At 73.7% G+C, this 11,588-nt stretch carries 9 protein-coding genes; 2 read left to right on the top strand and 7 right to left on the bottom strand.

Going from position 1 to position 11,588, the window contains the following annotated elements; translation table 11 throughout:
• The first annotated feature begins 215 nt into the window (after nucleotides 1-215).
• On the top strand, nucleotides 216-1,532 hold the full coding sequence (locus tag DEJ23_RS05745) for a GNAT family N-acetyltransferase (RefSeq protein ID WP_111239277.1): 1,317 nt from the start codon (nucleotides 216-218) through the stop codon (nucleotides 1,530-1,532).
• 129 nt (nucleotides 1,533-1,661) lie between these two features.
• On the opposite strand, the gene DEJ23_RS05740 is transcribed toward DEJ23_RS05745, so the two are convergent.
• Nucleotides 1,662-2,942 (bottom strand): MFS transporter, encoded by a 1,281-nt coding sequence (locus tag DEJ23_RS05740; RefSeq protein WP_181429132.1) that lies wholly within the window; start codon nucleotides 2,940-2,942, stop codon nucleotides 1,662-1,664.
• A 55-nt stretch (nucleotides 2,943-2,997) separates the two neighbouring features.
• Here DEJ23_RS05740 and DEJ23_RS05735 point away from each other — a divergent pair, with 55 nt between their 5' ends.
• Complete coding sequence (locus tag DEJ23_RS05735) at nucleotides 2,998-3,954, top strand: DUF5937 family protein (protein ID WP_111239275.1); 957 nt, start codon at nucleotides 2,998-3,000, stop codon at nucleotides 3,952-3,954.
• Between the two features lie 18 nt (nucleotides 3,955-3,972).
• On the opposite strand, the gene DEJ23_RS05730 is transcribed toward DEJ23_RS05735, so the two are convergent.
• The 6 genes from DEJ23_RS05730 to DEJ23_RS05705 form a co-directional block, all read right to left on the bottom strand.
• Complete coding sequence (locus DEJ23_RS05730; RefSeq protein WP_258375275.1) at nucleotides 3,973-4,905, bottom strand: cation-transporting ATPase; 933 nt, start codon at nucleotides 4,903-4,905, stop codon at nucleotides 3,973-3,975.
• 102 nt (nucleotides 4,906-5,007) lie between these two features.
• Nucleotides 5,008-6,267 carry an FAD-binding protein gene (locus tag DEJ23_RS05725; protein WP_111239325.1) on the bottom strand — a complete coding sequence of 420 codons (1,260 nt, stop codon included), beginning with the start codon at nucleotides 6,265-6,267 and terminating at the stop codon, nucleotides 5,008-5,010.
• A 10-nt stretch (nucleotides 6,268-6,277) separates the two neighbouring features.
• Nucleotides 6,278-7,801, bottom strand: coding sequence for an L-arabinose isomerase (araA, locus tag DEJ23_RS05720; RefSeq protein ID WP_111239274.1), 1,524 nt, complete (start codon nucleotides 7,799-7,801; stop codon nucleotides 6,278-6,280).
• The gene (locus tag DEJ23_RS05715; protein ID WP_111239273.1) at nucleotides 7,798-8,517 is read right to left on the bottom strand and encodes an L-ribulose-5-phosphate 4-epimerase; all 720 of its coding nucleotides are present in this window, start codon (nucleotides 8,515-8,517) and stop codon (nucleotides 7,798-7,800) included. The genes araA and DEJ23_RS05715 overlap by 4 nt, the downstream gene beginning before the upstream one ends.
• A complete protein-coding gene (locus tag DEJ23_RS05710) occupies nucleotides 8,514-10,238 on the bottom strand; it encodes a xylulokinase (RefSeq protein WP_111239272.1) in 1,725 nt (574 codons plus the stop codon). Before DEJ23_RS05710 ends, DEJ23_RS05715 begins: the two co-directional genes overlap by 4 nt.
• Before the next feature lie 294 nt (nucleotides 10,239-10,532).
• The gene (locus tag DEJ23_RS05705; protein ID WP_258375274.1) at nucleotides 10,533-11,510 is read right to left on the bottom strand and encodes a LacI family DNA-binding transcriptional regulator; all 978 of its coding nucleotides are present in this window, start codon (nucleotides 11,508-11,510) and stop codon (nucleotides 10,533-10,535) included.
• Nucleotides 11,511-11,588: the final 78 nt, after the last annotated feature.

Raw genomic sequence — 11,588 nt, 5'->3', positions numbered from 1 at the left:
GCTCGACTCTGCGAGGGGCGGCGTGTCGTGCGACCTCGGCGACCGCGGGCGGGACGGCAGGACGGCGGGGCGGGCGGGGCGGGACGGCAGGACGGCGGGGCGGCCGGTCAGTGTCGGCCGGGCCGACGGGGTCGGGTCGGCACCGTCCACCCGACGGTCCCTGCTCCGTCGCAGGAGGGAGGCGCCCGCGCGCGACGCACCGGTAGGGTCGGCTCGTGGCCAGCAACGATGCGTTCGACGACCGGTACGACCTCCGCGAGTTCGCTCCGACGACCGACGACCAGGGGGCACCGACGCCGGAGACCGAGGCGTGGATGCGCGCCGTCGGGCTCGGGTTCCACGAGCCCCACCCCGACGCCGAAGGTGTGGCGCGCATGGCGTCGCACTTCGTCGCGGACCAGGAGACGTTCCTCGGCGTGTACCTGCGTGACCCGTTCCCGGGCTCCGTGGACGAGACCTGGCCGGCCGGCACCTTCACCTGGTTCCGCAAGCGGCTGACCTGGGGTGACGGCGCAGCCATCGACACGCAGGCGATCTCCGCCGTGACCGTGCGTCCGACCGAGCGCCGGCGCGGGATCCTGCGCCGGATGATGACCCACGCGCTCGAGCGCGGCGTCGCCGAGGGGTACGCCGTCGCGTCGCTCACCGCCTCCGAGGGCACGATCTACCGTCGCTTCGGCTTCGGCTGCGCCATCCGTGAGCGTGCGGTGCGGGTCCGTCGCGAGCGGGCGCTGCCCCTGCTCGCACCGACCACGGGCACGGTCGCCGTCGTCACACCCGAGTGGCTCGCCGCCGGTACCGGCCGCGCGGTGTTCGACCGGTTCGACGCCCGGACCCCCGGGTCGATGGTGCGGAACACCGGCACCTGGCCGATCGTGTTCGGGCTGCGGAACGGCGACGGCCAGCCGGCGAAGGACGTCCGCGCCGCCGTGCACCGCCCCGAGGACTCCGACGAGGTCGACGGCTACGTGACCTGGCGGGTGAAGGAGGGCAAGGGCGAGACCGTGCTCGAGGTCGTCGACCTCGTGTACGCCACCGACGCGGCCTACCTGTCGCTGTGGGAGTTCCTGCTCTCGATCGACCTGAACGACGTGGTCGCGTACAACCGCTCGCGCCTCGACGACCCGATCGTCGCGGCGCTCGGTGACAACCGCGCGTACGACGTCGAGCACGAGGAGGACCACGTCTGGCTGCGGGTGCTCGACGTACCGGCGGTGCTGACCTCGCGGCCGTACGCGGTCGACGGGTCGATCGTGCTCGCGGTCACCGACGCGATGGGCTTCGCCGCGGGCACCTACCGCCTGGACGTGGTCGACGGGCAGGGCACGGTGACGCGCACGTCGGGGGACGACTCCGGCGAGGCCGACCTGCGGCTGGACGTGGCGGACCTCGGTGCGGTGCTCATCGGCTCGGTGTCACCGGTCACCCTCGCGGCTGCCGGCCTCGTGCGCGCGGTGGACCCGGCAGCGCCGGCGCTGTTCCGCGCGATGCTCACCCCGGCCCGCACGCCGCACGGCATCACGTACTTCTGATGTCCGACGACGGGCTCGCCGACTCGGTGCGGCGGGCCCGCCGGGCGGTCGCCGTCCTGGAGCGGATGGACGACGGCGCCTCCCACCCCTTCGGGCGGTAGGCGGCCGGGAGGCGCGTGCGCGCCTCGGTCAGGCCGGTGCCGACGTGCGCGCCACGCGCCCGGCGATCGCCGAGACGCCGAGGGCCGCGGCCAGGAACACGACCGCGAGGACCGCCCAGCCCGGGGTGCCGAGGTCGATCGCCGTGAGCGTCACCACGGCGGGGGCGACCATCGCCGCGACGGCGTACCCGGTGCCGTACACCCCCTGGTAGGCGCCGATGCGATCCGCCGGTGCCAGCTCGAAGCTCAGCGCCCACCCGGCGGCACTCGAGGTGATCTCGGCGAGCGTGTGCGCGATCGCCGCCCCGACGAGCACCGCGGTCGCGATCGCCGCCGGGACCCAGTCGTCGCCACGGATCCAGCCCGCGGCTGCCCACAGCCCGCACGCGAGCGCCATCACCCACCCGGCGCGCCGCATCACCCGGGCGGCGCCGGCGACGGTGTCGGTCCCCCGGCTCATCCGGACCTGGAGCAGGACGACCACCACGGTGTTCACGAGCAGGAGCGGCGAGACCAGGACGTCCGGCGCGACCGTGTGCTGCACCACCCAGAGCGGGACCGCGATCTCGAACACGCCGAACTGCATGCCGAACACACCCGTCAGCGCGGCGACCGTGAGGAACCGGACGTCCCGGTACGGGCTCCGGCCGGTGAGCTCGCGACGCAGGATCGTGCCGGTGTCGGTCCGGTCGGCCGGCGCGGGGTCGATGCGGGACGGCGAGAGCCCGGCGACGAGGAACGCCGAGGAGACGAAGAGCAACCCGGACACCACCATCGTCACCCGGTACGCCTCACCGGTGCCGATCGCCAGCGGGATCGCGGCGAGCGCCGTCCCGATGCCGATGCCGACGTTCGTGACGGTCCGCATCGTCGCGCGCACGCGGACGCGCTCGGACCCCGGGAACGCCCGACCGATGGCGGCGCTCCGGACCGACCCGCCGCCCTGCTGTGCGAGCGTGACGACCGATGCGGTGACGATCAGGGTCGTGAGGTCCTGGACGAGCACGTAGGCGACGAGGGCGAGCCCCTGGACGACGTGCAGCCAGACGAGCATGCGCCGCGCGCTGAACCGGTCGGCGAGGTGCCCGAACGTCAGCGAGGACACGACCCCGACCGCGCCGGCCACCGTCAGGCCGAGGCCGACCGCGACGGCGGGGATGCCCACGATCGTGATGAGGTAGAGGGACGTCAGGGTGAAGAACGCGCCGCGGCCGAGGGTGTCGACGAGCGTGACCGTGAGGAGCCGTCGCAGCGTGGTGTCCCGGCGGACGAGGGTGCGGATCGTGACCTGCTGCTCGGTGGTGCTCACGATGCAGTTCTGGCAGCGCCGCGGACCAGGACGAACAGATGTAGGTTCTGGCTTCATGATCCGCTACCGCCTGGAACCGGGTGACGTCTCGGCCGTGCGCTTCGGCATCTCCCCGTTGTCGGAGCTCGGGCTCGGGCTCCGCGCGTTCCGGGCTCCCGAGCGCTACCCGCTGCAGCAGCCGTGGCTCGACCGCATCGCGGGAGCCCTGCCGGTCCTCGACCGCGCGGTCCTGGCGGGCCTGGTCGACGAGCGCCGGTGGGTCGCGGACTTCGTCAACCCGCGGCCGGAGTCACCGCTGACCTCGTTCGACGACGAGCTCCGGACGTTGGGACGGATCACACCCGCCCGGCTGCGCACCGACCTCGAACGGGTGCACGGGACGGTGCCGGACGCCTTCGTCGGGAGGCACGCCGACGTGGTCGAGCGGTTGCAGCGCGCGCTCGCCACGACCTGGGAGATCTGCTTCGCCCCGTACTGGCCCCGCATGCGGCGCGTGCTGCAGGCCGACGTCACCCACCGCGGGCGCACCGCCGCGCACGAGGGCATCGGAGCCGTGCTCTCCGGGCTGTCGGAGTCCGTCCGGTTCGACGGACGACACCTGGACGTCCGGCTGAACAGCCCGATCGCCCGGGACCGCCCCGTGCAGGGCGAGGGGCTCACGCTCGTGCCGTCGGTCTTCGTGGTGCGGGCGTCCACCCCGATCGACGACGACCTGCCGCCGACGGTGATGTACCCGGCGCGGGGTCAGGGCGCGATGTGGTCGACCGCGTCGCAACCCGATGCGGGTGCGGTGCGGGACCTGCTCGGCCGGACGCGCGCCGCGCTCCTCGACGCACTCGGCGAGCCGACGTCGTCGACCGACCTCGCGATGCGGTTCGGCGTCTCGACGTCGGCGGTGAACCAGCACCTGCGGGTGATGGAGCGTGGCGGCCTGCTCAACCGCACGCGGTACGGCCGGGCGGTGCTGTACTACCGCAGTACCGTCGGCGACGCGCTCGCTCGCCGGGAGTGAACGCGCCGCCGGGCGTCGTCAGCGGTCGAACAGGCCGCCGAGGAAGTCGTTGCCGAGGTTCGACGCCTGCTCGCCGAGCCCGCTCGCCTGCTCGCCCAGCCCGCTCGCCTGCTCGCCAAGCCCGCCGAGGAACTGCTCGCCCTCGGCCGCGAAGCCCTCGACACCGCCGCCGAGGTCCGCCAGGCCGAGGTCGCCCATGCCCGACGCGATGCCCTCGAAGTCGACACCGAGGTCCGCTGCCCCGGCGAGGACCGGAGCGGCCGCCGCGCTGACGACCGCACCACCGGCGACCGCCACCGCCAGGCCGCCGAGGGCCATCGCGCCGGCACCGACCGCAGCACCACCGGCGAAGGCCCCGCCCCGACCACCGTCGGACCGACGGGTTCCGCCGAGGACGCGGCGGATGAGACCGGGGCGCGACATCTCCCCGCGGGTCATCGCCCGGGCCATGCTGCCCGACGAGTCGTCACGCAGGTGCTCGTGCGGCGGGAGCTCGGAGTTCAGCCGGTCGCGGACCTGCTGGCGCTGCGCCGGCGTGAGGCGGGCGAAGGCGTCGTGGTGGACCTGCTCGAGCTGGTCGGGGCTCGACGTCCGGAGCAGGTAGTCGTACTTGGCGAGCGCGACCTTGTCCGGGTCGGCCTGACCGCGGTGCTGCTGCGCCGGCTGCGGCTGGCCGTACTGCTGCGAGTGCTGCTGCGACTGGCCGTACGACGGCTGGCCGTACTGCTGCTGGCCGTCCTGCTGCTGGCCGTACTGCTGCTGATTCGGCTGCTGCCGCGAACGGTCGTCGCCCGTGAGCTTGTCCGCAGCGGTGCGGACGATGTCGCGCCAGTCCGTCCCACCCGACGACTGCTGGTTCCCAGCGGCGGCGTTCCCCTGCGCGCGCTGCTTCTGCATCTGCTTGTCGATGACCTTCGAGGCCATGCCGAGGATCCGGTTGAGGTTCGCCATGGTCCAACCTTTGTGATCACACATGTGAGCACTCAGCGACGGAGCAGTGCGCCACCCGTCGAACCGGTGCGAGAGCGCTGGGAACCGACGCCGGATCCGCGGTCAGGAGAGCACGCGCGCCAGGAACGCGTTGCGGAACCGCCCGGCCGGGTCGAGGTCCCGCGCGAGCGCAGCGAAGTCGTCGAGCCGCGGGTAGGCCTCGTGGAGCCGGTCGACCCCGGCCGCCGACACCTTGCCCCAGTGCGGGCGGGGGTCGAAGGGTGCGAGGACCTCCTCGATCCGCTCCACCGCCGCTGCGACGGCCGCGGCGTCCCGACGGAAGGTGAAGTGCACCCCCACCGACTGCCGCTCCGACGACGGCGCGAGCCACGCGGTGTCGGCGGCGATCGTCCGGACCTCGGCCGCGATGAGGATCGGCCGGAACAGCGGCTCCAGCGGTCGGAGCGCCTCGAGCGCGGCCCCGGCGTGCGCCGCGGGGATCAGGTACTCCGCCTGGATCTCCGCGCCGGTGGACGGCGTGAACGAGGACCGGAAGTGCGGCAACCGCTCGGCCCACGGCCCGGGCACGCCGCCCTGCTCGGTGACGCCCGCGGGGTCGTTCTCCCCCGGGTGCACCGGACCGTCGGCACGGCGGGCGCCGAGCGCGACGAGGTCGACCGCCGGTGCGGGATCGTCCACGCGGTGCTTCGTCCAGACCTGACGGGCGCCGCGGTCGTCGAACGAGGTGAACAGCGACACCGAGTACGCGTCGGACATCACCGCGTCGAAGTGCGCGAGCACGGCGTCCCACGGCAGGTCGAGGTGCACGGTCGTGGCGACCCGGAACGTCGGCTCGATCGCGAGCTCGACGGCCGTGACGACCCCGAGCGCGCCCAGCGCCACCCGGTGCGCGTCGAGGGCACCGTCCGGGGTCGACGCGTCGACCCGGTCGAGCGACCCGGAGGCGCGCACGACCTCGAGGCCGACCACCGCCTGCGCGAGCGACGGGTTGCGGACGCCGGAGCCGTGCGTGCCGGTGGCGACGGCTCCGGCGACCGAGATGTGCGGCAGGGAGGCGAGGTTCGCGAGTGCCCAGCCACGGGCCTCCAGTCCGGACGCCACCCGCGCGTGCGTCATGCCGGCGGCGACCCGGACCACGCGGCGGTCGGTGTCGACGTCGACCACCGGCGGCATGTCGGTGAGCGTGACCTGGACGGCGTCGGTGTCGGCGATCTCGTTGAACGAGTGCGTCGAGCCGAGCGCCGTCAGGCGCGGCGTGGCCGCGACGAGCTGCTGCAGGTCCGCCACCGAGGTGGGGCGGGCCAGCGCGGAGGCGCGGTAGGTGACGTTCCCCGCCCAGTTGGTGCGGGTCGTCGCGGCCACGGTCACGGCCCTAGAACCCGCGGTCGAGACGGTGCCACGCCTGCTGCAGGCGCAGCTCGTCGCGGAAGCCGCGGGCCGTGGTGTGCTCGTCGATGACGAGGAACTCGGTGCCGACCATGGTCGCGAGGTCCTCGACGACCTGCAGGCCGACGGCGGTCGTCATGACGGTGTGGTGGGCGGCGCCGGCGGTGAGCCAGGCCTCCGCTGCGACGGGGAAGGACGGCCGCGGCTCCCAGACGGCGCGGCCGACGGGGAGCTTCGGCAGGGCCTCGGTGGGCGGCACGACGTCGACGACGTTCGCGGTGAGGCGGAAGCCGTCGCGGGTGTCCGACAGGGCGACGACGACGGCCTCGCCCGCGTCGGCGGTGAACACCAGGCGGACCGGGTCGTCCTTGCCGCCGATGCCGAGCGGGTGGATCTCCAGCGTCGGCTTCGTCGTGGTGAGCGTCGGCGAGACCTCGAGCATGTGCGCGCCGAGGATCTTCTCGGCGCCCGGGGTGAGGTCGTACGTGTAGTCCTCCATGAGCGAGGCACCACCGGGCAGGCCCGCGCCCGCGACGTTCATCGCGCGGACGAGGACGGCGGTCTTCCAGTCGCCCTCGGCGCCGAAGCCGTACCCGTCGGCCATGAGCCGCTGCACCGCGAGGCCGGGCAGCTGCTTGAGCGTGCCGAGGTCCTCGAAGTTCGTCGTGAACGCGGCCGAACCGTTCTGCGACAGGAGCGCGCGGAGGCCGAGCTCGATCGCGGCACCGTCGCGGAGCGCCTGGCGACGGTCGCCGCCGTCCTGCAGCTCCGGCACCAGGTCGTAGGACCGGTCGTACTCGGCGACGAGCGCGTCGATCGCTGCCGTGTCGGCTTCGGCCGACTCCACCGCGGCGGCGAGCTCGTTGACCGCCCAGGTGTTCACCTGCACGCCGAGCTCGATCTCCGCCTCGGTCTTGTCGCCCTCGGTGACGGCGACGTAGCGCATGTTGTCGCCGAAGCGCGTCAGCTTGAGCTCACGCACGGCGGCCGCACCGGCGGCGGCACGGGTCCAGTCGGACACCCGCTGCTGCACGCGCGGGTCGGAGACGTGCCCGACGGCGGTCGCGTGCCGGACACCGAGGCGCGCCAGGGCGTACCCGAACTCGCGGTCGCCGTGCGCGGCCTGGTTGAGGTTCATGAAGTCGAAGTCGATGTCGCCCCACGGCAGCGCGACGTTCGCCTGGGTGTGCAGGTGCAGCAGCGGCTTCGTCAGCGCCTGCAGCCCGCCGATCCACATCTTCGCGGGGCTGAACGTGTGCATCCACGTCGTTACCCCGATGACCTTGTCGTCGGCGCTGGCCTCGATGAGCGCGCGGCGGATGCCGTCGGCGTCCTTGAGCACCGGCTTCCAGACGAGCTTCACGGGGAGCGCGCCGGCGAGCGACTCGTGCACGGCACGCGACTGCTCCTCGACCTGGCGCAGCGTCTCCTCGCCGTACAGGCCCTGCGACCCGGTGAGGAACCACACCTCGTAGCTGTCGAGGGTGGCCTGGGGGTTCACCTGCGTCATCGCATGGCTCCTTCGGGGTTCTGTCCGTAGACGTTCTGGTAGCGGTCGAAGAGTCGGTCGATGTCGTCGGGGGCGATCGGCACGAGCTCGCCGCCCTGCTTCGCGATGTGCACGGTGCGTGCGACGTCCTCGCACATCACCGCCGCCTTGACGGCGTCCTTCGCGTCCTTGCCGATCGTGAAGACGCCGTGGTTCTGCATGAGCACGGCGCGGCTCCGGTGACCGGCGAGGGTGTCGACGATGCCGCGGCCGATCGAGTCGTCGCCGATGATCGCGAACGGACCGACCGGGATCGGGCCGCCGAACTCGTCCGCCATCGCCGTGATGACGCACGGGATCTCCTCGGCGCGGGCGGCCCACGCCGTGGCGTACGTCGAGTGCGTGTGCACGACGCCGCCGACCTCGGGCATGTTCCGGTAGACGAAGGCGTGCGCCGCGGTGTCGGACGACGGTCCGTGCGCGTTGCCCCACCCGTCGGCGGGCACACCGTCGAGGGTGCAGACCACCTGGTTCTCCGGCGTCAGGTCGTCGCTGGCCACGCCGGACGGCTTGATGACGAACAGGTCGGTGCCGGGGACCCGCTCGGACACGTTGCCGCCGGTCCAGATGACGAGCCCGTAGCGGACGAGCTCGCCGTGCAGGCGCGCGACGCGCTCGCGCGCGGCGGCCACCGCCTCCTGGATCGCCTGGTCGGGCTGCTGGCTCGGGTCGGTCATCGGATCGGCTCCTGCTCGGTCTGGAGGCGCGCCTCGACCACGTCGGTCGGCTCGCCCTGGTCGGTCGGTGCGTCCTGGTCCGCCGTCGCGCCGGTACGCGTCGCCGCTGCCGCCACGTCCTGCACGGGCAGGGCGGCGCGGTAGCGGGCGAGGTAGTCCTGAAAGCCGTCGACGTCGCGCTGCTCGGGCTCGGCCACGTGCACCGCGTCGCCGCGGAAGACGGTGTCGGCGAGGAAGTCCTCGAGCGGCCGGTCGGTGTGCTCCAGGTACGCCGCGAGGACCGCGATCCCCCAGGCGCCGCCCTCGCCCGCGGTCTCCTCGAGGGCGACCGGGACACGGAGCGCGGCTGCCAGCAGGCGCTGCGGGGCGCCCGGTGTCCGGAACAGCCCGCCGTGCGCGGTCATCCGGTCGACCGCGACGTGCTCGCCGTGCAGGACGTCCATGCCGATGGCGAGCGTCGCGAAGGCGCCGTGCACCTCCGAGCGGACCAGGTTGCCGAGCGTGAAGCGGGCCCCGGGCGTGCGGAGCAGCAGGGGGCGGCCGTCCTCGACGCCCGTGACGGGTTCGCCGGCGAGGTAGTTGAAGGAAAGGAGCCCGCCCGCGTCCGGGTCGGCATCGGCGGCCTCGGTCAGGAGCGTGGCGTAGACGTCGTCGATGCCCACGGCGGCGCCGCCGGTCCGTTCGCTCGTCGCGTCGGCGAACCGGCCGAACACCCGGGCCCACGCGGCGATCTCGCTCGCGCCGTTGTTGCAGTGCACCATCGCCACGGCGTCGCCGCTCGGGGTGGTGACGACGTCGAGCTCCTCGTGCGCGCTGGACAGTGCCCGCTCGAGCACGACCATCGCGAAGATGCTCGTGCCGACGCTGACGTTGCCGGTGCGCGGGGCGACGGCGTTGGTGGCGACCATGCCGGTGCCGGCGTCGCCCTCGGGCGGGCAGAACGCCACGCCGGGGCGCAGCGTGCCGGTCGGGTCGAGCCACGCGGCACCCTCGGCGGTGAGCGCGCCGGCGTCCTCACCCGCGACGAGCACCTCGGGCAGCAGGGCGCGGAGGTCGGGGACGTGCTCGCCGAGCAGCTCCTGCGCGGTGGCGAGCATGGCGGCGTCGTAATCGCGGCGACCGGGCTCGCCCGGGGCGCTCTCGACCGGGCCGGACTCGATCGGGAACATGCCGCTCGCGTCGCCGACGCCGAGGACGTCGCGGCCGGTGAGCATCCGGTGCACGTAGCCGGCGAGGGTGGTGATGCCGGCGAGCTGGGCGACGTGGGGCTCGTCGTCGAGGACCGCCTGGTACAGGTGCGCGACCGACCAGCGCTGCGGCACGTTGAAGTCGAGCGCGGCGCTGAGGCGCTCGGCAGCGGGGCCGGTCGAGGTGTTGCGCCAGGTGCGGAACGGCACGAGCAGTTCGCCGTCCGCGTCGAACGCCAGGTAGCCGTGCATCATCGCGGAGACACCGGCCGCGCGGAAGCTGGTCGGACGGACGCCGTACTGCCGCTCGACGTCGGCGACCAGGTCGGCGTAGGCCGCTCGGACCCCGGTCTCGACGGCGATCAGCGGGTAGGTCCAGCGGCCGTCGACGTACTCGTTCTCCCACTCGTGCGAGCCGCTCGCGAGGGGCCGGAGCTGCTCGTCGACGAGCACGGCCTTGATGCGGGTGGAGCCGAGCTCGATGCCGAGCGTCGTGCGGCCGTCCTCGACCTGCTGCCGGCGGTCGTCGCTCATGTGTCCTCCCGAGACCTCGTCGTCCTGCGTGAGCGCTCACATCCTGGCACGTGAGCGCTCACGCGCGCAACGCGACGGCGCGCCGCTCGTCCCGGGGCCTCCGGCGCCGTGCTGGGTGGGCCGCTCAGGGGGGCGCCCCGGTCGCAGGACATGCCGCTCGACTTCCCCGCGAGCGGCGGGTCGTGCGACCAGAACGCTCGCGAGCGGCGGGTCGTGCGACCGGAACGCCCGCGAGCGGCTGCCGTCGCGACGCCGCCGCACCAGCTGCGCCGCCGGGGCTACGCGCCGCCAGGGCTACGCGCCGAGCGTGCTCTCGCGGACGACGAGCGACGGGGTCACGGCGGTCGATGCCGGACGGTTCCCGGCCACGAGCTCGAGCAGGGCCCGCCCGGCGATGCGACCGAGCTCGTCGAGCCGCATGTCGACCGTGGTCAGCGGCGGCCGACTCGCGAGCGCCAGCACGTCCCAGTCGTCGTACCCGGTCACCGCGACCTCGTCCGGGACCGACCGACCGCTCTCACGCAGCCGATCGCACACCCCGCGGGCGATCTGGTCGTTGCCGCACAGGACCGCGTCCACCGCGACGGCACCCCGGTCGAGCAGGTCGACGGCCTGCCGTCCCCACCGCTCGGACCACTCCCCGTGCACCGGACCACACACCATCCGGTCCCCGAGCACCGCCGCGGCACCGCGCGCCCGGTCCACCGCGGAGCGGGCATCCGCGGGGCCCGTCACCACGGCGACCCGTCGGCGCCCGAGCCCGAGCAGGTGCGATGCCGCGGCCGCAGCGCCCGCGGGGTCGTCGAGGGTGATCGACACGTCGGACGGATCCGTGGACGGGGTCAACGCGTACACGACGGGGACCGGCACCGGCACGTCGATGGGCGGCCGTGCGTCGGCGGACCGGCCGGTGACGACGATGCCGTCGACGCCGCGGGCGACGAGTGACCGCAGGTAGTGGGCCTCTCGCACGTGGTCGTCGCGGGTGTCGCAGACCAGGACCATCATCTCGCCGGCGGACAGGGCGTCCTCGGCACCGAGCAGCACCGGCATCGTGAAGCGCCCGAACGAGTCGGTCGTGATCATGCCGACGGTCCAGGTGCGGCCGGACGACAACGCCCGCGCCCGTGCGTCGCCGACGAACCCGAGCTGCTCGGCGGCGGCCTTCACCCGCAGGCGGGTCTCGTCACGCAGCTGCCCCGTGTCGTTGAGCGCCTTCGAGGCGGTGCCGATGGACACCCCGGCGAGTGCCGCGACGTCGGTGATGCGCACGGGGCGACTGCTCCGGTCGAGCGGCACGGCAACGTCCTTTCCGGCAGTGGGCGACGACTCGAGCATACAAACGCGGGG

Source organism: Curtobacterium sp. MCSS17_008 (genome assembly GCF_003234185.1).
Lineage (GTDB): Bacteria > Actinomycetota > Actinomycetes > Actinomycetales > Microbacteriaceae > Curtobacterium.
Note: the sequence above shows the minus strand (reverse complement) of the source record. Positions and strands in the feature narration are given on the sequence as shown.

Bases quoted from the DNA above. Each gene is read 5' to 3' on its own strand.
- araA (WP_111239274.1), bottom strand. From the start codon at position 7,801: ATGACGCAGGTGAACCCCCAGGCCACCCTCGACAGCTACGAGGTGTGG.
- DEJ23_RS05715 (WP_111239273.1), bottom strand. From the start codon at position 8,517: ATGACCGACCCGAGCCAGCAGCCCGACCAGGCGATCCAGGAGGCGGTG.
- DEJ23_RS05710 (WP_111239272.1), bottom strand. From the start codon at position 10,238: ATGAGCGACGACCGCCGGCAGCAGGTCGAGGACGGCCGCACGACGCTC.
- DEJ23_RS05735 (WP_111239275.1), top strand. From the start codon at position 2,998: ATGATCCGCTACCGCCTGGAACCGGGTGACGTCTCGGCCGTGCGCTTC.
- DEJ23_RS05730 (WP_258375275.1), bottom strand. From the start codon at position 4,905: ATGGCGAACCTCAACCGGATCCTCGGCATGGCCTCGAAGGTCATCGAC.